The 23976-nt window shown below is 68.6% G+C and carries 20 protein-coding genes and 3 pseudogenes; 18 read left to right on the top strand and 5 right to left on the bottom strand.

Translation table 11 applies throughout. The annotated features are described in order from the left end of the window. Positions 1–36 precede the first annotated feature (36 nt). From groL to SRB17_RS41110, 3 genes are all read left to right on the top strand, one after another. Positions 37–1686 carry a chaperonin GroEL gene (gene groL / locus SRB17_RS41120; RefSeq protein ID WP_153546749.1) on the top strand — a complete coding sequence of 550 codons (1650 nt, stop codon included), beginning with the start codon at positions 37–39 and terminating at the stop codon, positions 1684–1686. A gap of 210 nt (positions 1687–1896) precedes the next feature. Further along, the gene (locus tag SRB17_RS41115) at positions 1897–3141 is read left to right on the top strand and encodes an Nramp family divalent metal transporter (RefSeq protein WP_153546747.1); all 1245 of its coding nucleotides are present in this window, start codon (positions 1897–1899) and stop codon (positions 3139–3141) included. 91 nt (positions 3142–3232) lie between these two features. Next, complete coding sequence (locus SRB17_RS41110) at positions 3233–3469, top strand: hypothetical protein (RefSeq protein WP_153546745.1); 237 nt, start codon at positions 3233–3235, stop codon at positions 3467–3469. 235 nt (positions 3470–3704) lie between these two features. Here the strand turns inward: SRB17_RS41110 and SRB17_RS41105 are convergent, their stop codons facing one another. Next, positions 3705–4283 (bottom strand): TetR/AcrR family transcriptional regulator, encoded by a 579-nt coding sequence (locus SRB17_RS41105; RefSeq protein WP_153546743.1) that lies wholly within the window; start codon positions 4281–4283, stop codon positions 3705–3707. 90 nt (positions 4284–4373) lie between these two features. Between SRB17_RS41105 and SRB17_RS41100 the strand changes: the two are divergent. The 4 genes and pseudogenes from SRB17_RS41100 to SRB17_RS41085 all read left to right on the top strand — a co-directional run bounded on the left by SRB17_RS41100 (position 4374) and on the right by SRB17_RS41085 (position 6518). After that, a pseudogene (locus tag SRB17_RS41100) lies at positions 4374–4819 on the top strand (anthrone oxygenase family protein). A 181-nt stretch (positions 4820–5000) separates the two neighbouring features. After that, positions 5001–5351 carry an antibiotic biosynthesis monooxygenase family protein gene (locus SRB17_RS41095; protein ID WP_153546741.1) on the top strand — a complete coding sequence of 117 codons (351 nt, stop codon included), beginning with the start codon at positions 5001–5003 and terminating at the stop codon, positions 5349–5351. Positions 5352–5478: 127 nt separating this feature from the next. After that, entirely contained in the window at positions 5479–5865 is a 387-nt protein-coding gene (locus SRB17_RS41090; RefSeq protein WP_153546739.1) for a VOC family protein, read from the top strand. Positions 5866–6089: 224 nt separating this feature from the next. Further along, positions 6090–6518, top strand: a complete 429-nt coding sequence (locus tag SRB17_RS41085; protein ID WP_153546737.1) for a DUF4267 domain-containing protein — start codon at positions 6090–6092, stop codon at positions 6516–6518. Positions 6519–7012: 494 nt separating this feature from the next. Here the strand turns inward: SRB17_RS41085 and SRB17_RS41080 are convergent, their stop codons facing one another. Further along, positions 7013–8437, bottom strand: a complete 1425-nt coding sequence (locus SRB17_RS41080) for a non-reducing end alpha-L-arabinofuranosidase family hydrolase (RefSeq protein ID WP_153546735.1) — start codon at positions 8435–8437, stop codon at positions 7013–7015. Positions 8438–9537: 1100 nt separating this feature from the next. Between SRB17_RS41080 and SRB17_RS41075 the strand changes: the two genes are divergently transcribed. Further along, positions 9538–10968, top strand: coding sequence for an endo-1,4-beta-xylanase (locus SRB17_RS41075; RefSeq protein ID WP_153546732.1), 1431 nt, complete (start codon positions 9538–9540; stop codon positions 10966–10968). Between the two features lie 65 nt (positions 10969–11033). On the opposite strand, the gene SRB17_RS41070 is transcribed toward SRB17_RS41075, so the two are convergent. Then, positions 11034–11945, bottom strand: coding sequence for an alpha/beta hydrolase fold domain-containing protein (locus SRB17_RS41070; protein WP_323377452.1), 912 nt, complete (start codon positions 11943–11945; stop codon positions 11034–11036). Positions 11946–12239: 294 nt separating this feature from the next. On the opposite strand from SRB17_RS41070, the gene SRB17_RS41065 reads away from it, so the two are divergent. The 4 genes from SRB17_RS41065 to SRB17_RS41050 all read left to right on the top strand — a co-directional run bounded on the left by SRB17_RS41065 (position 12240) and on the right by SRB17_RS41050 (position 15846). Continuing rightward, complete coding sequence (locus SRB17_RS41065; protein WP_153546730.1) at positions 12240–13259, top strand: esterase/lipase family protein; 1020 nt, start codon at positions 12240–12242, stop codon at positions 13257–13259. 310 nt (positions 13260–13569) lie between these two features. Beyond that, positions 13570–15027, top strand: coding sequence for an NF041680 family putative transposase (locus SRB17_RS41060; protein WP_153546728.1), 1458 nt, complete (start codon positions 13570–13572; stop codon positions 15025–15027). 183 nt (positions 15028–15210) lie between these two features. Then, positions 15211–15618 (top strand): hypothetical protein, encoded by a 408-nt coding sequence (locus tag SRB17_RS41055; protein WP_153546726.1) that lies wholly within the window; start codon positions 15211–15213, stop codon positions 15616–15618. Between the two features lie 9 nt (positions 15619–15627). After that, positions 15628–15846, top strand: a complete 219-nt coding sequence (locus SRB17_RS41050) for a helix-turn-helix transcriptional regulator (RefSeq protein WP_323377449.1) — start codon at positions 15628–15630, stop codon at positions 15844–15846. A gap of 187 nt (positions 15847–16033) precedes the next feature. On the opposite strand, the pseudogene SRB17_RS41045 reads toward SRB17_RS41050, so the two are convergent. Together SRB17_RS41045 and SRB17_RS47080 are read right to left on the bottom strand one after the other, a co-directional pair. Beyond that, positions 16034–16417, bottom strand: a pseudogene (locus SRB17_RS41045) (transposase); the annotation flags it as partial. Positions 16418–16939: 522 nt separating this feature from the next. Continuing rightward, positions 16940–17119 (bottom strand): hypothetical protein, encoded by a 180-nt coding sequence (locus SRB17_RS47080; RefSeq protein WP_228396593.1) that lies wholly within the window; start codon positions 17117–17119, stop codon positions 16940–16942. 72 nt (positions 17120–17191) lie between these two features. On the opposite strand from SRB17_RS47080, the gene SRB17_RS41035 reads away from it, so the two are divergent. From SRB17_RS41035 to SRB17_RS41015, 6 genes and pseudogenes are all read left to right on the top strand, one after another. Beyond that, positions 17192–17698 carry a conjugal transfer protein gene (locus SRB17_RS41035; protein WP_323377448.1) on the top strand — a complete coding sequence of 169 codons (507 nt, stop codon included), beginning with the start codon at positions 17192–17194 and terminating at the stop codon, positions 17696–17698. Then, entirely contained in the window at positions 17695–18036 is a 342-nt protein-coding gene (locus SRB17_RS41030) for a hypothetical protein (RefSeq protein WP_153546724.1), read from the top strand. The genes SRB17_RS41035 and SRB17_RS41030 overlap by 4 nt, the downstream gene beginning before the upstream one ends. Next, complete coding sequence (locus tag SRB17_RS48310) at positions 18033–18203, top strand: hypothetical protein (RefSeq protein WP_323377447.1); 171 nt, start codon at positions 18033–18035, stop codon at positions 18201–18203. Before SRB17_RS41030 ends, SRB17_RS48310 begins: the two co-directional genes overlap by 4 nt. Positions 18204–18239: 36 nt before the next feature. Further along, a complete protein-coding gene (locus SRB17_RS41025; protein ID WP_323377469.1) occupies positions 18240–18653 on the top strand; it encodes a hypothetical protein in 414 nt (137 codons plus the stop codon). Positions 18654–18685: 32 nt separating this feature from the next. Next, positions 18686–19261: pseudogene (locus tag SRB17_RS41020) on the top strand (ATP/GTP-binding protein); the annotation flags it as partial. 634 nt (positions 19262–19895) lie between these two features. Further along, entirely contained in the window at positions 19896–23876 is a 3981-nt protein-coding gene (locus SRB17_RS41015) for a S8 family serine peptidase (RefSeq protein ID WP_153546721.1), read from the top strand. Positions 23877–23976 lie beyond the last annotated feature (100 nt).

Below are 23976 nucleotides of genomic sequence, written 5' to 3'. Positions count from 1 at the left end.
TTTGAACACCACCGGATCGAAAGGCGGTTACGACACATGGCAAAGGACCTGCGCTTCGACGTCGAGGCGCGACGACTCCTCGAGGCGGGAGTGAACGCCCTGGCCGACGCGGTCAAGGTGACGCTGGGCCCCAAGGGACGCAACGCCGTCATCGAGAAGCTGACCGGCCCGCCCACCATCACCAACGATGGCGTCACCATCGCCCGGGAGATCCAGCTGCGTGACCCGTTCGCCAACATGGGCGCCCAACTGGTCAAGGAAGTCGCCAACAAGACCAACGGCGTCGCCGGAGACGGTACGACCACCGCGACGGTGCTCGCCCAGGCCCTCGTGCGCGAAGGGCTGCTCGCGGTCGACGCCGGTGCGAACCCGATGCTGCTCAAGGCGGGCATCAACCGTGCGGTCGCCGCGGTGATCGACGCGCTGCAGGAGAACACCCGGCAGATCACCGGCCAGGCGGACCTCGCGCACGTGGCCACGCTCTCTGCCAACAACGACGCCGAGATCGGCGAGACGATCGCGGCCGCGATGGCCCGCGTCGGCCGCAGCGGGGTCGTGACGGTGGAGGAGTCCCCGTCCTTCGGGCTCGACGTGAGTTTCGCCGACGGTGTGGAGTTCGACCACGGCTATGTCTCGCCCTACATGGTGACCGACAAGGACCGGATGGAGACGGTCTTCGAGAACCCCTACATCCTGCTCACCAACGAGAAGATCTCGACGGTCCAGACCTTGATGCCACTGCTGGAACAGGTCACCCGCAGCGGCAGCCCGCTGGTGATCCTGGCCGAGACGGTGGATGGCCCGGCCCTGGGCATGCTCGTGACCAACAACGTGCACGGCACCTTCAAGTCGGTGGTGGTGCGGGCGCCGGGCTTCGGCCACCGGCGCATCGCCGAACTCGAGGACCTCGCCGCCTTCACCGGGGGACGGGTCATCACCGGCGACGCCGGCCTGAGCCTGGACGCGGCACGGCTGGACCAGCTCGGTCGCTGCCGCAGGATCACGGTGACGGAGTCCAGCACCACACTGGTGGGCGGCGCGGGTTCTCAGGAGGTCGTCTCGGCCCGTATCGAGCAGATCAAGCGGGAGCTCGAGCGCGCTGACAACGAACACGACCAGGACCACCTCCAACTGCGCATCGCCCGCCTGTCCGGCAGCGTCGCCGTCATCCACGTCGGCGCGGCCACCGGCGTGGAGCTCAAGGAGAAGCAGCACCGCGTGGAGGACTCGCTGTCCGCAACCCGGGCGGCCATCGAGGAGGGGATCGTCGCCGGCGGCGGAACCGCACTGGCCCAGTGCGCGACCGTGCTGGAGCGCCTCGAACTGTCCGGGGACCACTCCGCCGGACGGGACATCGTCCGCCGTGCACTCGGCGAACCGCTGCGCTGGATCTCGATCAACGCCGGTTACGACGGCCAGGAGGTCCTCGACCGTGTCGCCGCACTGCCCACGGGACACGGGTTCAACGCGCTCACCGGAGAGTACGGCGACATGTTCGCCCTCGGGGTGATCGACCCGCTGAAGGTGACCCGCTCAGCGCTGCAGAGTGCGGCGTCCGTCGCGGCGCTGCTGCTCACCACCGAAACGCTGGTGGTCGAGGAGATCGTCCAGAACCCGGGCGCGATCGTGGCCCCCGGCTTCGGCGACCTGGCCGAAGGCATGGTCCGGCCATCGAACATCTACTGACCGACCGGAGCAGGCACCAGGGAGGCAGCCGCCGCGTCCGGGACCGGCTCGAAAAACGGCCCGTCCGCCGGCCGGGCGCCGGGGCGGCCGCCTCCCGGGACGCCGGGCGACTCAGTTCGGCGGACCAGCGTGCGGGCCCGTCGTCGCCGACGTCGACCGCCGACCACAAGGACACCAAGGGAGAAGGGCTTGTACACCACCGGCCAGAAAATGGCTGCACGGGCAGATCTCCAAGGCTCCGCTCCGTCTCGTCTGCAGCGGCTCCGCCTGATCGGACCGGCATTCGTCGCCGCGATCGCCTATGTGGACCCCGGTAACGTGGCAACCAATGTCACCGCGGGCGCCTCGTACGGCTATTTGCTCGTGTGGGTCATCGTGGCAGCGAACCTGACGGCCTGTCTGGTGCAGTACCTGTCGGCCAAGCTGGGTCTGGTGACCGGGCAGTCGCTCCCGGAAGCCCTGTGCGACCGGATGCCCCGAGCCGGCAGGCTGGCCTACTGGGCGCAAGCCGAGTTGGTGGCCGTGGCCACCGACCTGGCCGAGGTACTCGGCGGGGCGATCGCGCTGTATCTCCTGTTCGATCTGCCAATGCTCGCCGGAGGGCTGGTCACGGGCTTGGTGTCGACCTGGCTGCTCTCCCTGCAGAGCCGACGTGGACAGCAGCCCTTCGAGAGGGTGATTATTGGCCTGCTCGCAGTGATCGCCCTGGGGTTCTTCGCCGGGCTCTTCGTGACCTCCCCGTCGGCACCGGACGCCGTGAACGGCCTGATCCCCCGGTTCGCCGGCCCGGACAGCGTCCTTCTGGCGGCGGGCATACTGGGTGCCACTGTCATGCCTCACGCCGTGTATCTGCACTCGGCACTGGCCCGGGACCGGCACGGAAGGCATGAGGGCGAGCAGCGACGGAAGCTGTTGTCCGCGACCAAGTACGACGTGGGCATGGCCATGCTGGTCGCCGGTGCCGTCAACCTGGCCATGCTGCTCCTGGCAGCGGCGGCCCTGCAGGGCAGCGACACCGGTGGTTCCCTCGAGGGCGCGTACGCCGCAGTCGGTACCCATCTCGGCGGCGCGATAGCGGTGCTCTTCGCCGTCGCCCTCCTGGCGTCCGGATTCGCCTCCACCGCGGTCGGGTGCTACGCCGGTGCAGTCATCATGGGAGGCTTGCTGCGCCGGCGGATCTCCCTGGTGATCCGCCGGGTCATCACGCTGATCCCGGCCATCGTGATGCTTGCTCTGGGGGCCGATCCAACGCAGGCACTGGTCATCTCCCAGGTCGTGCTCTCCTTCGGGATCCCGTTCGCCCTCGTACCGCTGGTCGTACTGACCTCCCGCCGCAGCGTCATGGGGCCTCACGCAAACCGGCGTCCGGTGACAGGGGCTGCCACGCTCGTGACCATCACCATCATCGCGCTCAACATCGTGTTGATCTATCTCACCGCGACCGCCGCGACCTGATCAGACCGCCGACCGACCGGGGAGTGGTGCTCGAGCGCCGCGCCGCTGGCAACCACAAGCCCGAACTCCGCCTCGAAAAGGAGCAATGGACGTGACCACACTCCGGGCGATCGCGGGCACCCTGGCCATGGCCGGCGCATGGGGCACCGTAGCCATGGCCATCTACAAAGCCGCCTTGCACCGCGTGGACTGGAACCTGATCCCGGCCTCGGCCATGCCCCGCGTGCGCTGGTGGAGTACCCACGCGTCCTGCCTGCTCCGGGTGAGCCTGGCCTTGGCGGGCCTCGGGCTGGCCCTGCTCGGCCTGACCAATCTCACGGCCATCTGAACGCCTGCGCACCAAGGCCCGCGGCGCACCTCAAAGCGCGGATACCACCGCCAATCCGAGCTGGGGCGGCCCATCTGGCCGAAGCATCGCAGCTTCCGGGGCGGGTGTCCGTCTGGGGCACGGGGCCCAGCGGTCTGCGGCTGCGCCGTGTGGGCGCGAGTGACCGGAAGGGTTGCCGCAGGCAGGCAGCGGCGAGGCCCGAGGGCCCCGGCCGCGTGCCCACCGGGATGGTGTGTCAGACCATGGCGAGCCGGTCCACCAGCAGCTCCACCCTCGGCTCGGCGTCCTGCGGCAGCAGCCGTCCCGACCGGGTCAGGGTCGCCAGCCCGTGCAGGGACGCCCAGAACACCTCGGTGAACAGCCCCGGGTCGACGCCGTCCCCGGCGACCTCGCGGAGGCACTCCAGCAGCGCGGCGAAGGCGTCCTTGAGAGGTTCCGGGGTGTCCTCCTGTGCGTACGCGAGACCGCCGTCGAGCTCGAAGAGGGCGTCGTAGACGGCCGGGTTGCGTGTGGCGAAGTCGAGGTAGGCGCGGGCGAGGGCGGAGACCCGGGCGCGCGAGCCGACCGCGGCGGCGGTCGCGGCCCGCACCGCCGCGGCCATTTCGGTGGCGCCCTCGAGGGCGACGGCGCCGATGATCTCGCGCTTGCCGCGGAAGTGGCTGTAGAGGACGGGCTGGCTGTATTCAATGCGTTCGGCGAGCCGGCGGGTGGTGACCGCGTCCCAGCCCTGCTGCTCGGCGAGTTCGCGGGCCGTGGCCACGATGAGGCGCTCGCGCTCCGCCCGTTCGCGTGCCTTGCGTTCCTGTACCGACATGATTCGATCCTAGCATCGCTAGACATGAGAGCGGCAGCAGCTATAGCGTTGCCTCGTTAGCTAGCAATGCTAGACGCCGGGAGGGTCATCATGCTCAACGCGCTCGAGGTCGTCACCACCGTGGTCTTCGGCGTGATGGGTGGGGTGGAGTTCTCCGTCGCCTTCGTCATCAACCCGATCCTCAACGCCCTCCCGGAGGACAGTGGCCAACTCGGCCACGCCCACGGGGCCGGATGCTCGGCGCCGTGATGCCGGTCTGGTACATCGGCTCGCTCGTCCTCGTCGGCATCTGGGCTGTCGCCGGGTGGCACCACCACGGCACCGGCCTCGTCGTCACCGTCGGCGCGCTTCTGATCCTCAGCGTGGCCATGTCGCTTCTGCTGCTCGTTCCGATCAACAACCGGAACAAGACGTGGACCCCCGAGAACCGGCCCAAGGACTGGAAGGAGCAGATGAACCGCTGGGAGCGCTGGCACTACGTCCGAGTCGCCGTCATCATCGCCGCCTTCGCCCTTCTGGTCGCAGCCCTCACCTGAGCCCACGGGCTCACCCGCCCGGTCGTCAGCCGCAACCGCTCGACCGTGCGCCCGCAGTGCGGTGCCGCCACCTCCATCCACATCCAGGACCCGGACACCAACACCCTCGAACTCCGCTGGTATCCGCAGGACGCGGGACCCAGCGACACTCATTCACCAATAGCGAGAGGAAGTTCCGAAAATGGCCAAGCTGCAGAGCCTCGACCCGAACACACCGATGTTCGCGCAGTTCAAGGACAAGACCGGGCCCATCGTCCTGGCCAACACCTTCTTCGTCCCGAAGGAGCGGACAGAATCGTTCCTGGCCCTCTTTCGCAGGCAGGCGGAGTTCATGAAGGCTCAGCCGGGGTTCGTCTCCCTGCAGATGCACAAGGGAACGGCGGACAGTCAGCTTCTGATGAACGTCGCGGTCTGGGAGTCGACCGAGGCTCTCGCCACGGCGTTCGGCAGCCCGGAGTTCCAGCGCATGGCGGCCGAGTTCCCCGACGGCATCGTGTCGTACCCGCACATCTTCGAGCAGATCGACGAATGACACGGCAGCTGTAGCCGGGAGCGGCCGGCCGCAGAAGCGCCCCGCCCTGCCCGCATGCACCACGCCGGGTCGCCAAGACCGCCGAGCGCCCCACCATGCGAAGCCCCGTCCCTGACAAGGAGTCACCATGCCCGTGGAGTTGAACCACACCATCGTCCCCGCCCGTGACCCGCAAGTCTCGGCACAGTTCCTGGCCGACATCCTCGGCCTGAGCGTCGATCCGCCGCTGGCGCACTTCACCCCGGTCACGCTCGCCAACCAAGTCAGCCTGGACTACGACCAGCTGGACGACTTCGAGCCACACCACTACGCGTTCATGGTCAGCGAGCAGGAGTTCGACGCCGCCCTCGCCCGCATCCAGCACGGCGGAGTCACCCACTACGGCGATCCCGCGTGCCAAGAAGTCGGACAGATCTATCACGGCAAGCGCACCCAAGGCCGCAGGGGCACCTACTTCCGCGACCCCGACGGACATCTCATGGAAATCCTCACCCCGGGCCGCAACGGGTCGTGAGGCCGATGGCGGCCCAGCGGATCACGGCTTCGTTGGTGATGGCGGGATCGCGTTCGTAGTCGCGGGCGAGGCGGCGATGCGCGGTCGGAGATGCCCCGAGTAAGGCGATCTTGTCCGCCCCAACCCACACCGGTCCGCGTCATCTGGCACGTCATCGGCCGCCTCAGCTACGCCCGCCGCTGAACCCTGCCCCACCCCAGGCTGAACGTCAAAGGAGAAGAACCATGCCGCTGAAGAACGTCAACACCGTCCTGGCCACCGTCTGCGCGCTGTTCGTCCTCTACCTCGGGTTGTCCTTCATCCTGGCCCCGGAGGCGTCCACTCAAGGCGTTGGCATGCCGACCTGGCCCGCCGGCAACGGCGACGGCTTCCTCATCATGAAGGGCACCCGCGAATTCTCGATGGGCCTGGTCATCGGCATCCTCCTGCTGACGGGCCACCGCCGCGCCCTGGGCTGGGTCCTGCTGATGGAGGCCGTCGCCCCGTTCGGCGACATGATCAACGTCTTGGCCCACCACGGCCCCCTCGCCGCCGCGTTCGGCATCCACGGCCTGACCTCGGCGCTGATCGCGATCACCGGCCTGCTGACCCTCCGGGAGACCAGTAAGGCTCACAAGGCCACCGCCCCGGCGCCCGCCGCGCGGCCCGCCTGACAGCTGCATGCCCCGAAGGGGTGGCCCGGCCACATGGCCGGGCCACCCCTTATCTGTCAGCAACGGCCGGGAAAGGCCAGGCAGACGATCTTCCGGCCACCTGGGCTGGCTGGTTTTGGGATTGTGTGCTTGCTCTTGAAGACGTGGCCCTCTGCCCGAATCTCCGGGGAGACGCGAGGGTCGGGGAGTCCGTGAGGGTTCAGACTTCCGATTCGAGTGTCATCGGAACGTCGCACGCATCGCCTCGTCGCAGCACCAGCCCTCAAAGCTGTAGCTCAGACCGTTCAGCCCAAGCGACCCTCATTCTCGACCTCTTCGAAGACGGGCTGGACCGCGACAACTGCACCGGAGATGAGAGGAACCCCGGCCGCCGCACGGCTGGGGTTCCTCGAGACGGTGAGCGTCGGTCAGCAGGTCGAATGGCCCACGCCGTGAACCGCTCGCCCACACGCTGGCAGACCGCACGACATCACGGTCACCGTGGATCGGGCGGGTCAGTGCTGCAGGGTGAGGATGCCCGGCCGCCAGGGCAGTTGGTCGTAGGGGCCGCCCGCGGTGGGGGACTTGCCCTGGTAGAGGAACTGCAGGTTGCAGGGGTCGATGGTCATGGTCTGGTCGGGGTTGTTGCGGACCAGGTCACCGTGGCTGATGTCGATGGTCCAGGTGGCACCGCTGTTGGCCTTGCCCGCGAAGGGGTTGCTCTCGCTGCCGGCCTGCGGGGTCCACGAGCCGCTCAGGCTGGAGGCCGTGAACGAGCGGAAGTAGCGCCCGTTCGCCCCCTGGGCCTCGACGATCATGAGGTACTGGTTCTGGCCCTGCACCTTGTAGACCTGCACCGCCTCGAACAGGTTGTTCGTCGTGTCGCTCATGACCGTCGTGTACGACGAGCCGAAGCTGCCCGGGAAGTTCCCGATCGGCATGCTCGCCCGGTAGATCTTGCCGTTGTCACCGGCGAAGAACAGGTACATGTTCTGGCCGTCGGCGATCAGGGTCTGGTCGATCGGGCCGGTGCTGGAGCCGGTGATGCTACCGGTGAACAGCGGCTGCGGTGCGGACCAGCCGTTGGGGTTGGTGGGGTCGCTCGACGTGCGGTAGATGAAGGGCCACGCGCCCCACTGGTATGCCAGCACCCAGATGTTCTTGGGTGCGAAGTAGAACAGCGTGGGTGCCACCGCGGACTGGCTCATCCCGGTCTGGCCGGCCGACGCCATGTCCGACCAGTTCGTGAAGGGACTGAACATCATCGAGCCGTAGGACGATCCCGACACGTTCGACGCGTAGACCAGGTGCTTGCCGTTGTACACGACATTGGTGAAGTCCTTCACCGCGGCCCACCCGTTTGCCGGCTGCGCCAACGCCCCTGTCGACGTCCACCGGTACGTGGACGGAAGGGAACACGAGCCGCCAGGCGGGGTCGTCCCGGACGGGCCGGTCCACTTCTGGTTGCTGCCGCCGTTGCACGTCCAGATCTCCACCGCCGCTCCGTTCGCCGTACCGGAGCCCGTGACCTCCAGGCACAACCCGGACTCCACGCCGACGATCGTGCCGTCCGAGTTCACCCGCCACTGCTGGTTCGCACCGCCGCTACAGGTCCAGATCTGCACCCGGGTACCGGCCGTGGTGGCGTGGCCCGGAACATCCAGGCACTTGTTGCCGTACACGGTCAGCTGGTTGCTGTCCGTCAACGTCCACTGCCGGTTGGTCCCGCCCGAGCAGTCCCAGATCTGCAGGAGCGTGCCGTCGGTCTGGCTGGCGTTCGGCACATCGAGGCACCGGCCGGAACCGACGCCGCGCAAGGCGCCGCTGGTGGCGGCCTGAGCCGGGTTGGCCACGAGCATCGCCGCCAACGCGACCAGGACCGCAACCGCGTCGGCGAGCACCGCAGACGTATGTCTGCGGCTGAAACTTCCTCTGTGCATGGGGACTTCCTCAACCTTGAGTGGGACGGTTCCGGTCGGCCTCGTCAGAGGTTGTCCGGACTGTCGGTGCAGTGCGGTGCGCAACGGCCCGTGAGCACCACGGCAGACCGCTTGTGACTTCCCGGTCCTTCGCGACCTTCTGAAGGACCGGTGGCGCCCGGCGCCTTAGGGCTGCATGAGCGCCAGGGGTGGAGGCGTGGACAGCCGATCACCCGGGTGGCACGGTCGAAAAGAGGAAGATTGGCACGGCCATGACATACGCATGCGGCACGACTCCTTGCGGCTCTGCGTTCGGGCGGTGCGACCCTGAGTTGCCCTGCTGTGCGATGGAGCGACTCAATACGTTCGACATATCGAATAAGGGTCGAGGTGTCGAGCAACCCGAATGATAGGGAACCGGTGAACGGCGTCAACCCCTCGCATGATTCGTTATCTGCGCCGAAATGTTGCGGGAGCCTATGCGTGAGACGTCGCACGCCGCACCGACAAATGGCCGAGTCCGGGCCACACTTGACGCCGGAGCGGGGGAAAGCGTCCGCATACTCATCCTGGCGCTGGGCCCCTGCCCCTACGGCATCTGATGACGATGGCGCCGGTAGTAGGCCGTCCCGCTCACGGTTCCGAAAGTTTCGGACAAGAATCAGAAACTTTTATGCACCAAGGTATTGACGATGCATCGTCAATACCTCAATTATTCCTGTCTGAGTGACCGGCCACAGTTCCATATTTCGAACCACACCGGCCTTGGGCAATCCGTGCTGCACGGCAGATCCACGCACAACTGCCCTACAGATCCGCGCACCAAAGCACCGCACCTGCACCACCCCGTTTCGTTCCGGTGAGGCTCGCACCAGCGCATCCCTGGCTCTTCACGCAGTGGGAGAGGTACGTGACGCGGCGTGGCGGTCCCCCCGGGTGTGCCGCGATGGAGTGCCCCCGTGCCTGTCTCGAAGATCGTCCCGTCCCCTGTCCGCGGCGTCCGGTGATCCCGTGCCGCCCGGGCTCCGGCCCGCCCCGTCCGTCCGTCTGCCGCGTGGGAGTGGACGACGCAAACCCCTGCGCTTCAGTCCTTTCGTGATTTCTACCTTGGAGGCACAGTCATGGGCTCGTATGCCCTACCCAGATCCGTTGTCCGCCGGAAGATCCGCGGCCCGCTGTTGGCGCTGGTCGTCGGCGTCCTCGGTGCGGCCGGCGCACTGGTCGCGCCGCCGACCGCACACGCCGCCGAGAGCACGCTCGGCGCCGCGGCGGCGCAGAGCGGCCGCTACTTCGGCACCGCCATCGCCTCCGGCAGGCTGGGCGACTCGGCGTACACGTCGATCGCGGGCCGTGAGTTCAACATGGTGACGCCCGAGAACGAGATGAAGATCGACGCCACCGAACCGCAGCGGGGCCAGTTCAACTTCACCGCCGGTGACCGCGTCTACAACTGGGCCGTGCAGAACGGCAAGCAGGTGCGCGGTCACACCCTGGCCTGGCACTCCCAGCAGCCCGCCTGGATGCAGAGCCTCAGCGGCAGCACACTGCGCCAGGCGATGATCGACCACATCAACGGCGTGATGGGCCACTACAAGGGCAAGATCGCCCAGTGGGACGTCGTGAACGAGGCCTTCGCCGACGGCAGTTCGGGAGCCCGGCGCGACTCCAACCTGCAGCGCACCGGCAACGACTGGATCGAGGTCGCCTTCCGCACCGCGCGCGCCGCCGACCCGGCCGCCAAGCTCTGCTACAACGACTACAACATCGAGGACTGGACCTGGGCCAAGACCCAGGCCGTGTACGCCATGGTCAAAGACTTCAAGCAGCGGGGCGTGCCGATCGACTGCGTCGGCTTCCAGTCGCACTTCAACAGCGGCAGCCCCTACAACAGTAACTTCCGCACCACTCTGCAGAACTTCGCCGCCCTCGGCGTCGACGTGGCCATCACCGAACTCGACATTCAGGGTGCCCCGGCCTCGACCTACGCCAACGTGGCCAACGACTGCCTGGCCGTCTCGCGCTGTCTCGGCATCACCGTCTGGGGTGTGCGCGACAGCGACTCCTGGCGATCGCAGGACACGCCGCTGCTGTTCAACGGCGACGGCAGCAAGAAGCCCGCCTACACTGCCGTCCTCAACGCACTCAACGGCGGCTCCACTACGCCCCCTTCGGATTCCGGACAGATCAAGGGCGTCGGGTCGGGCCGCTGCCTGGACGTGCCCAGCAGCAGTACCACCGACGGCACCCAACTCCAACTGTGGGACTGCAACAACGGCACCAACCAGCAGTGGACGCACACCGCCGCCGGTGAGCTCAGGGTCTACGGCAACAAGTGCCTGGACGCCGGCGGCACCGGCAACGGCTCCAAAGTCCAGATCTACAGCTGCTGGGGCGGCGACAACCAGAAATGGCGCCTCAACTCCGACGGATCCATCGTCGGCGTCCAGTCCGGCCTCTGCCTCGACGCCGTCGCAGGCGGAACCGCCAACGGCACCCTGATCCAGCTCTACTCCTGCTCGAACGGCAGCAACCAACGCTGGACCCGCACCTGATGGGACCTGCCCCAAACGAAAGCGCGAGCGGACGCGCCGGAAGCTGCAAGGAGATCACGAAGCCACTAGGCGGTAGCCGTCAGTGAGGTGACCAGCGCGGATGCTGCCTCGTGGCCCTCCGGTGTCGGCGTCAGGGGGTAGACGTGGACAGCGCCCTCGACGACGTCGACCCGGCAAGGAACGCCCGCAGCCTCACAGCGTTCGCGCAGCAGCAGCACGTCGGGTCGGAACAGGTCTCGGGTGCCGACGACCGCCTCCATGGGCGGCAGACCCTGGAAGGAGCCGAACAAGGGGCTCGCCCACGGATCCCGTCCGTCCCGGCCGCCGAGCCACGCTCTTCCCGCTTCCACGAGGCCGACGGGGGAGAGCCACGGGTCGCTGCCCGCAGCTTCTGCGATCGCCGGGTTCGACATCGTCACATCCAGCCAGGGCGCGATGAGCACCAGCTTGGCCGGCAGGGGGAGCCGGTCGCGCATCGCCTGCGTGGCCGCCAGCGCCAGGCCGCCGCCGGCCGAGTCGCCCGCGATGCCGATCATCGAAGCCGGGCAGGTGCGCAGCAGCCGTTCGTAGACGGCCGTGACGAAGGGGACCGCCTCGGCGACCGTGTGGTGCGGCGCCCGGCCATAGAGCGGCACCTCGACGCGGCAGCCGGCGTCGGCGAGTGCGGTGATGAAAGACCAGTGCTGCGTGGTGATGGGGTTGATGTAAGAGCCGCCGTGCACGTAGACCACGGCCCGGCCGGCGCCGGGCGCGGTCGGGCCGGGATGCCGGGTGAGGCGCCTCGGCCGTACCGAGATACAGCGGAATCCGCTGATCACCACCTCCGTCACCTCATGGCGCTCGCGCAGCCGACGCGGACGTTGCGGTTCGGCCTTCGGCGCCGCGATCCGGCGTGCTGCCCGCTCGGCGGTCGCCATCCGGGGACGTGCGGTGAGCCGCAGGTACGCCGCGACCGCTCTCATCTGCCAGCTCGCCACCGGCCCACCTCCTCGCCCGGAACTGCGACGAACACATTGACAGCAAGGAGCCGCAAATTTAAGTTACCGCTGCGTAAGTTGGCAACGGTGGAGGGGCGGCTGACAAGGCAGCGTCGCACGAGGACGAGCCGCAGGGAAAAGGCCCGCGGCCGTGATCGCGGCCCTACCTGGCCCGACACACCGTCCCGCCAGCGCGTGCCCGCGCCACGGCGGACGAGCCCGGCGCGACCGGGCCTTCCCGCCCACCCCTCCCACCGCCCAGGATCCATACGCACAAGCCGAAAGGCAGATCGTATGCACCGTCGCCAAAGCCACCGCAGAGCCACGCCGGCGCCAGCCCGCCTCGTCGCGGCGACCGCAGCCCTGCTGGTCGGCCTTATGGTCGCTCCGGGCGCGCCGAGCGCGGTGGCGGCCACGACGCAGGAGCCCCCTCTCACGGTAGGCACGGCACAGATCAGCGCCGCGCTGCACTGCTCCGGCAGTCTGCCCAGCAGCCCGATCGAGCCCGTGCTCTTCCTGCACGGCACCACCTCGAACTCCGCCGCCGACTGGTCGTGGAACTGGAACCGAGCCTTCGACCAGCGCCACTGGGCCTACTGCGACCTGGACCTGCCCGAGTCCGGCAACGGGGACATCCAGATGGCGGCCGAGTACGTCGTCGGCGCCGTCCGCACCATGAACGCCCGATCGCATCGCCGCGTCGCCCTGGTGGGTCACAGCCAGGGTGGCATGATCGGCCGCTGGGCGCTGAAGTACTGGCCCGACACCCGTGGCATGGTCGCCGACTACGTCGGCCTGGCCTCGTCCAACCACGGCACCCAGGTCTTCAGAGCCCAGTGCGCGGTCGCGGTCACCGGATGCACGGCAGCCAACTGGCAGCAAGCGTTCGGTTCCCACTTCCTGACCGCGCTCAACCGGGGCCCGCAGACCTGGCCCGGCATCGACTACACCGAGATCGCCACCCGCACCGACGAAGTCGTGGTCCCCTACGCGTCGACCTTCCTACCACCTGCGGCCAACGTCACCGACCTGACCGTGCAGGACCTGTGCCCGGCCGAGGTCGTCGACCACTTTGGCATGTCTTACGACAACGCCGCCTGGCTGATCGGCGTCGACGCCCTGACCCACGCCGGGCCCGCCGACATGGGGCGCGTCAGCCGCACCACCTGCGGTCGACCGCTGATGCCCGGCGTCGACCCGGCGACCTTCCCCGCGCACGTACTCGCGGCCCTGGGACAAACCGCCGCCTCCAGCGCGAGCGCTCCCACGTTGGCGCAGGAACCGCCGCTGCAGCCCTACGCCGTGAACAACTGAGCCTTCTACGGTCTCAGCGTGACACCGCCAGAGGGAGCGTGAGGACGGCCTGGACCAACTCGGTGACCGAATGGTGCTGCAACGCAGCTTCGCGCGGGTGAGAGCAATCGCCCTCGCGGAAGGTGTCCTGTGCAGCACAGAGGCGCCAGGCATTACGGGACAGCCCTTAGCTTGATCTTTAACGTCCGGTGTCGAATGGTGCGTCGAACTTGATCACTCGGTCCGGTATCTGCCGGACATGAAGGCGGCCTTCGTCTGAACATGTGCTCCGACCAAGGAAACACACATCTTCAGAACGAAGGCCGTGAGGATGAGTCTGCTGCATCGCGACGTCCGACGAGAAGTATTGGCACAACTGTCCTCCTTCCGGGGGCAGTTCTATGCCTGTCTCACCGCTCGTTCGGATGCATTGTTCGAGCTGGTCGATGCTGTTCTCTGCGGTGACGGGCCGGTCAGGTCGTTGGTCGGGTTGTCGCTGGTGGGCGAACACCGCCGCGGCCATGGTGGTCTCTACCAGGCTGTTTCCCGCGGTCGGATCGACGAGGACCGGTTACGGCGGGCCCTGGCCGCAGTGCCACTGCCCCGTGCCTGCGACGGCCGACTGATCCTGGCCGTCGACGTCACCTGCTGGCTGCGGCCCAATGCACACACCTCACCACAGCGCATCCTGTGTCACACCTGCGGCCGCGGCAAGGATCAGCACATTCCCGTCCCCGGCTGGCCGTACTCGATCGTCTGCGCCCTCGAGCCCGGCCGAAGCTCATGGACCGCACCGCTGGACGCACTCCGCCTGGCGCCGGGGGACGACACCGCCACGGTCACTGCCCGCCAGCTGCGCGATCTGATCGAGCGGCTCATCACAGCGCGACAGTGGCGCCCAGGTGACCCGGACGTCCTCATCGTCGCGGATGCCGGATACGGCGCTCCCCGACTCGCGTTCCTCCTCAATGACATGCCGGTGCAAGTGCTGTCCCGGATGCGCTCGGACCGTGTCCTGCGCAGAGCCGCCCCGTTCCGGCAGCCCCACACCCAGGGCCGTCCACCGCGGCACGGAGGCGAGTTCGTCTTCGGACAGCCCGACACCTGGGGCACCCCGGACGTCGAAACCGTCACCGACACCCGCCACTACGGCACCGCCATCGCACGCTCCTGGAACCGACTCCACCCCAGGCTCACCCACCACTCGTCCTGGGCCTCGACGGACGACACCCTGCCCATCGTGGAAGGAACGGTGATCCGTCTGGACATCGACCACCTGCCCAGCGGAGCGACCCCGAAGCCGGTCTGGCTGTGGTGGTCCGGCACCGACGCCGGCGCCACGGACATCGACCGCCTCTGGCGGGCATACCTGCGGCGCTTCGACATCGAGCACACCTTCCGCCTGTTCAAACAGACCCTCGGCTGGACCACCCCGAAGATCCGGACCCCTGAAGCGGCCGACCGCTGGACCTGGCTGATCCTCGCCGCCTACACCCAACTGCGTCTCGCCCGCCTGGTCGCGGCCGACCTGCGCCACCTCTGGGAGAAGCCAAGCCCGTCGGACAGACTCACCCCCGCCCGTGTCCGCCGCGACTTCCGGCACATCCGCCCGCAAGCCGCCTGTCCGGCCCAAGCACCAAAACCCTCTCGCCCTGGCCCCGGACGACCACCAGGCCAAAAGAACACCCGGCCAACCCAACGGCACGTCGTGCACACACCCGGCAGAACGCAGCCAGCAAAACGACAAACAGCGAAGTCAGCAACCCCGAAACCTCGGCGCACGGGTTAAAGATCAAGCTGAGTGCCTGTTCCTGAACCTAGGCGCCGAGGGTTGGACGGCTGGTTTAACCGTGACCCGGTCACTGGGAGGAGTCGGGATCCTCGGGTCTGGGCCGGAGTTGCTGTGTAAGGGGTCCATTCCGTTAAGTAAGGTTCGCTTGACTCAATGGAAGGGACACCTTACATTCATCGCATGACAGACCAGGTGCAGCAGGACCAGATGACGCGTGCGGCCCGCCGTGCTGTGCTCGTCGACGGCATACCCGTGTCCACGTTGGGCGTGGTAGCCCTCGCGCTGGGCAGTAACCCCGATCCGAGCACCGGCCAGAAGGCTTGGTGGATCGCGACCACCGCCGTCTTCACCCTCGCAATCGTCTGGGTGCTGTGGCGGGCATTCCGGCGCGCGGACGAATACCTGCGCAGGATTCAGTTGGAGAGCATGGCCATCGCGTTCGCCGCAGTCCTCGTAGGACTGCAAGTGGCTACCCTGCTCGATGCCGCTGGCATCATCCAGCTGCATCAGCTCGCGGAGGCGATCCTCCTCGGCGGCGTGGGTCTCTGGCTGACGATCGCGGACCTGCGTACCCGCCTGCACCGGTGACGGCGCATCGTGAAGAACCGACTGCGCGAACTGCGAGCAGCACGCCGGTGGAGCCAGGCCGACCTGGCCGACCGGTGCCACGTCTCCCGGCAGGCCATCAACGCCATCGAAACCGAGCGATACGACCCCAGCCTGCCTCTGGCGTTCACTATCGCCGACGTCTTCGGACTGACCATCGAGGAAATCTTCCGTCCTGACCGGACGGAAACGACGGACAACCCGGCCTGACATTGATCCCTAATGCGGCATGTCAAGCCGCGTGGGGCCGGTCATCAAACGGCTATCAGGCCAAGGACCGTCGCAGGCCAGGTCTTTGCTGGGCGAGTGGATTGCGGCCGCAGACTGCGGCGCCTGTGGGCGAAGGTGGCCACCACCACCTTCACAACGATCAATCTCGCTCGGCTTCGCGGGAGGCCGGCTGTCCGCTCCAGCGCGATGTCCGGCGGGTGATGCGCCTGGTCATGAGCGTGATGGCGGCCCAGGTGATCAACGATTCCGAATGCTGGATGAGCCGTTCGTAGTCCCGGGCGTGCCGGCGCGCGTCCATGATCCAGGCCAGCGACCTCTCCACCACCCAGCGGCGCGGCAGGACGGCGAACCCGGCGGTGTTCTTCGGCCGGCTGACGGTCTTGAGCGTCAGGTTCAGGTTCCTCCTCGCCCAGTCGATGAGCTGTCCGGCGTAGGCGGAGTCGGCCCAGACGATGGTGATCTCGGGGTGCATCAGCCGCAGCCGGAATAGGACTTCCTTCGCCGCGTCGCGGTCGGTCGTGTCGGCCAGGGCGGCCACCGGGGCCCCCTCGGCGATGGACTGGGCGCGAGTGTAGGCGTGGATGACGTCGGCTTCGCCGCCGAGCAGCTCCGTGAGCGCGTCGGCGCGGTCGTGCTGCTCCTCGGGCCTCCAGCGCATGGCGTCCTCGCTGATGCCGTCGTAGTCGGACCCGCCGGGGATCAGGCAGTCGGACATGGAGCGCTTTTCAACCTCATGGCGTGAGTCTGGACCTGGCTCGTGTCGCAGTGCCGGCGTGGGTGCACAGTCGCCGCGCTGGTCGGGACCGCCGTGAAACCCATGGCGCCGTTCGATCGTGACCGTCAGGATGAGCATCCGTGAATGAGCGATCAACATGGCCCACCGACAAGCTGAGCGCACTACGCCTGGGGCGACGGCTGATCGCGGAGGTCGCAGCCTCCCGCCCTGGTCGGAGAGCGTTTGTGGATATCACCCCGAAGCGGGTCACGTTCGATGACCAGGCGGCGCCGGAGGGCTGGGTACGGAGCAACCCGGCTAGCAGCTTCCGCCTGGCTGTCGGTGAGCTGGACTGGGTCAGCCTGCCAGTCGGGCGAGGGCCAGCGCGTGTGCGTGGTCGAGGGAGTCAGCAGCGGCGCAAGGGATGTCCGGCTGCACACCGGTGCCCTCCCAGTTCGTGCTGGAGACGGGGTTGATGGCGCGGCCGACGGGGACGGTGGCTTCCAGGTGTGGGGCGCCGGACGTCGAGCTGCCCAATCCGGCAGCGGGTACGCAGTCGAAGCCGCAGTCCGTGACGGCGGTGCGCAGCGCGAAGGCGGCGCGTGGGCGGTGACGGTGGCTGCGCAGTACGCCGACGGACGGTTGCGCTACTACGCCATCCCGGTGGTCGCCGACCGGGCGGGCGCCTCATTCACGGTGACCGGTGCGCCCGGCGTGGTGGCCGGCCCGGCCCGGGCCGGGGTGCCGAAGTCGCCGTACCGGGTGACCGTCCCGGAGGGTGATCTGTCCTCCGCCGTCGCGGAGTTCCTCGGCGCCTACCTGACCGGTGCCGGCGAGGTGAGCCGCTACCTCGCCCCCGGCGTGAAGCTCACCGCCGTCTCCCCCGCCCCGTACACGGCACTCTCCCTCCAGCAGCTGTCCGCCATCGAAGAGGCCGCAGCCGCCGAACAGGTGCCGGCGGACGGCACGACGGTGCGCGTCCTCGCCGAGGTGGAAGCCCGGGACGCGGCCGGCCGGTGGCCGCCGGCCTACGAGCTCACGCTCAAGGCCCGCTCGGGCCGGTGGGAAGCCACCGCCCTGGAGTCCGGGACTGCCCAGGACGGGAGTTCCCGATGAACACCATCCACAGCGTGGTGCTCGCCGGGCAGCTGGACGACCTCGGCAACTCCTGGATCACTATGTTCAAGGAGTGGGCGACCAAGGGGCTGCAGACCGGTCTCGTCTGCCTCGTCGTCGTGATCACGATCCAGAGGTTCAGCCTCAAGGCCGGGATCGGTGCCCTGCTGCTGATGGTGATCGCGCTCGGTCTGTACAACTCTCGCGCCAGCCTGGCGAACATGTTCGAGGACGAGGTGAAGAACCCGTCCAAGGGTGCGCCCGCCGTTCCTGGGGTCGTCCGGTCCGAACTCCCCGCCTCTGGTGACCACTCGCCGGGTGTCGGAGGCCGGCTGTGACCGCGGCCGCGGCGCGGGTGGGCCGCTTCAACACCACCGCCCGCCGCCACCCGTGGGTGCTGGGCAAGGTCGCCGACTGGAAGATCCCCCTCGGCCCCTACACCCCCGCACAGACCGCGGTCGCCGTCGGCGGCGGCTTCCTGCTGGTCAAGACCATCGGCTGGTAGTCGTGGATGGGGCCGGTCCCCCTCTTCGGGTGGGTCTTGGTCATCTGGATGGTGCGCCGGCCGAAGATCGCCGGCCGTGCACCGGTGCAGGCCGCGTTGGGGTGGGTGCTGCTTGGCCGGCAGCCCCGTGGAGGGCGGATCGGCGGGCGGGCCGCCCGCGATCAGCCCCGTGGAGGGCGGATCGGCGGGCGGGCCGCCCGCGACCGCGCTCCCCACCCCCTGCTCGGCGGCTTCACCATCGAGGACACGCCCGCGCCCGGCCCCGACGCGCAGGCCGCACCCTCCCCCGCCGTTCAGCGGCGCCCAGCCCGGGCGCCGCACCCGAACCCGGCCCGACACCGCTCGCCCGCACCCCGCCGCACACAGCCAGTTGCTCCCGCGGTGGCAGCCGGGCCGGTGTCAGGTGTGCAGCAGCTGCTCGCGCTCGCCCAGCAAGGGGGCGCACGCTGAGGGTTCCGATCCGGCACATCGCCGGGCACCTGGTGTGGTCGACGCAAGCCAGCGTGTGGGCCGTCTACCGCCTTCACCCCGGCCCGGACGCACAAGGCCAGCGCGAGGAGACCGTCCAGGGCACCTACGTGCCCGCCGCAGTCCGCGACGAACAACTGGCAAGGATCACCCACTTGGTGCGCTCCCTTTCCGGGGCCCCGCGCCTGTACGGCATGTGCGCGCAGGTCGATCCGGGTGAGATCGCCCTGCGCATGATCGAGGGCATCGAACCGGCCGAGCCGGCACCGGTGGCCCGGCGCGAGGTGAACGCCTACCGCGAGCAAGCCTCGCGGGTTCAGGCCGCGCTCGCCGGGGGCATCGCCTTCCGCCCGGCCCACCCGGCGGAGATCGTGTGGCTGATCCAGCACACCCTCCACCGCGGCCTCGCCGAGCCCCTGCTGACGGAGGCCGAGACCAGCGAGCTGTACGGCGGGCAGATCGCGGGCGGTGTGCTCCGCTCCCCCAGCTACGCCGACCTCGACCAGGTCCGCCTGCACGAAGGCGGCACCGACCCCGAACTCGACGACATCGAGGCTGCTGCCGTCGGTGATCGTCTGGTCCGCGCCGGCGCCTTTGATCGTGGTCGGCACCAGCACGACCAGGTCACCCGTTGCGGGCTCCGGAACGTCGCCTGCGGTCAAGGCTGGGGGCGGTCGTCCGGGCGAGTTGTGAGGCGTCGTTGAGCACGATGACGTCAACTTCCATCTTTCAACTCCGGATGACATCCATGCCGCGAATCGGCCACCGGTCTCGGGGCTGCCTCACCGCGGCAGACTGCGGACGCGTCGTGAAGACGCCCTGCTGCGTCCGCCATCCGCACGCCAAATGTCACGCCGTCTCGCCATTTCGGTGGCGACTTTCTGCCAGTTGACAGAAGTCCGCCACCCTCGTCGTCTTGTGCGGGCTTTTCGACGTTGAGAGATTCCCCACCGCGTGGGCGCTGTTGGGGGGCCGGCGCCTTCCCTGTGCTTCCCCGAGTTCCTTGCAAGAAGTGGAGCGCCCATGAAACGGCGGAGACGAGCGATCGCTCGCGGCATCGCCACCATAGCCAGCGCGGCCGTACTGCTCGGCACACCCGTGCTGGACGCGGCGGCTACCGGAGCGCAGACGCCAGCGGCCGAATCCGGCGCGAAAGGCATGTCTGCGCGGGCCGCGCTGCCTTCCCCACCCGGGTCCTCAGCGCTCGGTCCATGGCGCTCGTTCATGAAGCCCACGCCGACGCAGTCGGCGAAGAACAGCCCTCACCAGGTCCTCGTGGTGCTCGGCTCGACCACCCAGGTCACGGGCAAGTCGCTCGGCAAGCAGCACAATCTGCAGGTCCGTACCCCACTGACCTCGGACACGGCGGTCAACACCGCGCTCCACCGGGCAAACGCGGTCTCCATGCGGCCCCTGGTGCCGGGGCTCACGGCCGCCCAGGCGCAGCGGTTGCGCTCAGCCGCCCGGGCGAAGCTGGGCTCCGGAGCGATCGACCTGTCCAAGGTGCAGGTCGTCAAGCTCGCCGGCGGCGACACCGCGACGGCTGCCCGGATGCTGGCAGCCACAAGCGGTGTCTCCTACGCCGAGCCCGACCAGACCGTCTCCCCCATGAACACCGGGTCCATACCGCTGCCCTCGTCGGTGAGCGCAACGGCCGGAAAGCCCGGCGCGTCGGCGGAGGGGCAGGACAGCGGTGCGACCGGATCTGACGGTGTGCCCGGCAACGCGGCTCTCGGCAACTCGCTGCAGAGCTTCCTCAACGCCGGCGGCGTCGACGCGACGGGCGCCTTCGGCTTGCTCAGGCAGAAGTTCGACCAGTTGCCCGGCACCGGTGAGACCATCACCAATGTCTCGGTCGGCGACCTCACCGACAAGTCGACGCCGAACCTGGGCCCGACGGGTCCGACGACCGTGGTCCAGGACGGCCAGCGGTACCTGGACATCCCCACGATGCCGTTGATCCCCACCTACACCGCGGACGCGACCGGCGCACTCGACCCGACCGGCACGACCCACGGGGAGGATCCCGTGCTGGGCGAGGTGCTGCTGGACTTCTCCGTGATGGCGCCGCTTCCGCACGAACTGCAGCGCCCCGGCATGCAGGGCAGTGGAAACTCCGACCTGCTGGGCATCGCCCCGGGCGCCGACTACCGGCTCGTCGTCCCGCAGCAGCCGACGTTCAGCCAGATCGCGGTGGCACTGCTGGCCGCGGCCCGCCAGCAGCCGCGACCCGACGTGATCACCGCCAGCCTCGGTTACGGCACCGACGGTGCGGGGTTCCCCGGGCGGTACCTGGAGGACGATCCGGTCCAGCAGGCCGTGATCGCGTCGATCGTGCAGCAGTACGGCATCACCGTGGTGGTCTCGTCGAACGACGGGACCAGGCTGTACACCAACGCGGCCGTCGGGCCGGACGGCGGCAGCACCGCCACCGACGTGACGCGCAAGGCCGCCGACACCACCCGGATCGACGATGACCAACTGTCGACCACGCCCAGCAAGGTGCTGGACTCCGGAGCGATCGCCGCGGGCGGCACCACGACCGACGACACGCTGTCTGTTCCGCCGCAGAGCGGCGGGGCCGCGTCGGCCGACGGAACCTGGGCGACCACCAGGCTCAACGGTTCCGGGATCTTCTCCTCGGGTTTCGGCACGCGTGTGGACGTCTCGGCGCCCAGTGACGGCATCCCCGCCTTCGAGCACCAGGGCCAGACCGCGCAGTCGGTGTCGGAGGTCCTCAGCGGAGGGACTTCGGCGTCCGCGCCCGAGATCGCGGCCGCCGCCGCGGTCGTGCTGCAGACCTCCCGGCTGACCGGTCAGCACCCATCGCCCGAGGACGTCCGCTCGCTGCTGGAGCGCACCGGCCGAGCCGTGCCCACTCCGCCGCAGATCGACCAGCCGCTGCACGTCGGCCCGCAGCTCGACATCACGGCCGCGGTGCAGGCGGTCCTGGCCAAGGCACACGGCAGCCAGGCCGGCGCGGGCACACCCCGGATCGTCCGGCTCTCAGTGGCGCATCGCCAGACCATCGGCGGGCTCGGTGCCTCGTACCTGGAGGCCACCGACCCCGGACGCATCGACCTGGCCGGGCCGGCCACGGGCTCCGGCGGCACCGGTGAGGGACTGGTGGGGCCGGTGACCATCGGCGCCGACGTGATCGGCCTGGCCGACCGGAAAGCCACCGGCTATGCGCTGCGCATCGGGGATCACGAGTTCACCTCCGATGTGCCGGCGATCCGGCTGATGCCCAGGCAGATGCTGACGGCTGCCGGACTGCCGGTCGTTGCCACGACTGACCGTCAGGTCTCGCTCACCTTCGAGGTTCGCCGCGGGCGGCAGGTGCTGACGTCGGCGACGCACGAGCTGACCTTCGGCCCCACCGACGGCGGCTACGCCGAGGCGCTCGCCCCGGTGGTCCAGCCCGTCCTCGGGACGGGACACTCCGTTCAGGTGAGCTACGACCTCACCGGAGTGCGGAACGTCAGCTCGCCCCAGCTGGTCGTGTCGGGAGTCGGCCACTGGAACCCCGCACTGGCACCCATCTTGTCCGCCTCCTACACCGCCCCGCTGTCAGCACTTCGCGGAACGGTCACCGTCCCGGCCGACGCCTTCTCGGCTGGCGGAGGAATCTACGGGATCGGTGTCCTGCAGAGCCCCACGGGTGGTTCCAAGGGCGGCCCGGAGTACGGGGAGTTCGCCTCGATCCGGGTCAATGGCAGTGATCCCTCGCAACGCCCGGAAGCGCCGGTCCTGGCCGCGAAGGCATCGAGAGAGTTCGGTCACCTGCTGGGCATCGGCAGGTCCGCACCGCGGTTCTCGGTTCACTACGACGTGTCGCGGGTCGAGGGTGCCACCGGCACGATGCTGGAGTTCTCCGCGCCCGGGCCGAACATGTACAACTCGTACAACCTGGTCAGCAACCAGAACGGCACCACGCGCGACCACGACGGGGTGGACAGCCCGGCCACGCTCGACCGTTCGTTGGACGGCACGCGGGGCACGGTGGAACTCGACGCCGTCGCGCTCAAGCTGCCCTCGTCGGTCACCTACGACCTGCGGGTGTTCGCCGTCGACCGGCACGGCAGGACCATCGGGCAGGCTTCGCCGACGTCACTGCTGGGATTCGACGACGGAGCGGCCCCTGACAGCACCAACCTGACCGACTTCGCGATCGTCCCCGGCGGAACGTCCGTCGCGGCGGTTGAAAGCCCCACCGGTGAAGGGTCGGTGTACGACTACGATGCCACCACCGGAACCTATGGGCGGCAGTTGACCAGCGACCCCGCGTACGGCTCCATCTACGAGGCGTTCGGCGTCGACTCCACCCACCACACGCTGGTCCTGCACAAGCAGACCACCACCGGCGAGCAGTGGCTCGAGACCTACGACACGAGCACCGGCGACGCGGTCGGCAGCCGCGTCAAGGTCGACGACCAGTACGTCGTGACGGGCGGGCGGGTGGACGCCGAGCGCCACCGCGCAGCGGTGCTCGCCTACCGTTCGAGCGACCACGCGGGCTTCGTGCTCCCCGTGGACACAGCGACCGGCACTGAGGGGACACCGCTCCAGCTCGAACCCACCACGAACGGCCGGTCCACGTACGGCCTGCTGGACGTGGACGAGTCGACCGGTGTCTTCTACGCGCAGAAAACCGGGACCACCGTCAACTGCCTGGCCGGGATCGGGTCCGGCACCATGTCCGCGGTCAGCCTGGACGACGGAACGGTCACTACCAGCCAGGGAGGAAGCCCGTGCGCCGGCGACCTCGCCGCCGACCAGAAGGGCAACCTCTACGAGACGTGGTACCACTCGTACAGCGTCAACTTCCCCGGCACCGGGTACTTCGCGCAGTTGCCCAGCGGGGACCAGGTGAGTCTCGGAACCGGGCAGGCGCCCCTCGCGCTCGCCGTCGACGGCGTGCACCAACTGGGGCTGTTCGCCTTCCGGTTCCCCGACCTGAAGCCGACGGGCGGCTTTCAGCAGTACGGTTTCGGCGACAACAACGCGACCGGTCGCATCCTCGTCGTCGACCTGAAGTCGGGCAGGACAGTGGGCACCGTGACCGGCGTCGAGTATCCGCTGTTCGGCACCTGGAACGGCCGGCTCGAAACGCATCGCGAGCGCGTCATCCAGCTTGACCCGGCAACCCGGACCGCCTGGACGTACGCAGGTGACGGCAGCCAGATCCAGCAGTTCTCCTACTGATCCGATTCGCTGATCGACCACTGTCCGCGGGCGCCACGACGCCCGCGGACAGTGGTCGTTGTGTGCGCGGAACATAGTTCACGACTTTTCTTTCAACTTA

It is taken from the genome of Streptomyces sp. RB17 (assembly GCF_009604455.1).
Taxonomy (GTDB): domain Bacteria; phylum Actinomycetota; class Actinomycetes; order Streptomycetales; family Streptomycetaceae; genus Streptomyces.
This window is presented reverse-complemented; position numbering and strand designations above follow the sequence as displayed.

Excerpts from the sequence above, each read along its gene's own strand:
- groL (WP_153546749.1), top strand. The coding sequence starts at position 37 with ATGGCAAAGGACCTGCGCTTCGACGTCGAGGCGCGACGACTCCTCGAG.
- SRB17_RS41115 (WP_153546747.1), top strand. The coding sequence starts at position 1,897 with ATGGCTGCACGGGCAGATCTCCAAGGCTCCGCTCCGTCTCGTCTGCAG.
- SRB17_RS41105 (WP_153546743.1), bottom strand. The coding sequence starts at position 4,283 with ATGTCGGTACAGGAACGCAAGGCACGCGAACGGGCGGAGCGCGAGCGC.
- SRB17_RS41095 (WP_153546741.1), top strand. The coding sequence starts at position 5,001 with ATGGCCAAGCTGCAGAGCCTCGACCCGAACACACCGATGTTCGCGCAG.
- SRB17_RS41090 (WP_153546739.1), top strand. The coding sequence starts at position 5,479 with ATGCCCGTGGAGTTGAACCACACCATCGTCCCCGCCCGTGACCCGCAA.
- SRB17_RS41085 (WP_153546737.1), top strand. The coding sequence starts at position 6,090 with ATGCCGCTGAAGAACGTCAACACCGTCCTGGCCACCGTCTGCGCGCTG.
- SRB17_RS41080 (WP_153546735.1), bottom strand. The coding sequence starts at position 8,437 with ATGCACAGAGGAAGTTTCAGCCGCAGACATACGTCTGCGGTGCTCGCC.
- SRB17_RS41075 (WP_153546732.1), top strand. The coding sequence starts at position 9,538 with ATGGGCTCGTATGCCCTACCCAGATCCGTTGTCCGCCGGAAGATCCGC.
- SRB17_RS41065 (WP_153546730.1), top strand. The coding sequence starts at position 12,240 with ATGCACCGTCGCCAAAGCCACCGCAGAGCCACGCCGGCGCCAGCCCGC.
- SRB17_RS41060 (WP_153546728.1), top strand. The coding sequence starts at position 13,570 with ATGAGTCTGCTGCATCGCGACGTCCGACGAGAAGTATTGGCACAACTG.
- SRB17_RS41055 (WP_153546726.1), top strand. The coding sequence starts at position 15,211 with ATGACAGACCAGGTGCAGCAGGACCAGATGACGCGTGCGGCCCGCCGT.
- SRB17_RS41030 (WP_153546724.1), top strand. The coding sequence starts at position 17,695 with ATGAACACCATCCACAGCGTGGTGCTCGCCGGGCAGCTGGACGACCTC.
- SRB17_RS41015 (WP_153546721.1), top strand. The coding sequence starts at position 19,896 with ATGAAGCCCACGCCGACGCAGTCGGCGAAGAACAGCCCTCACCAGGTC.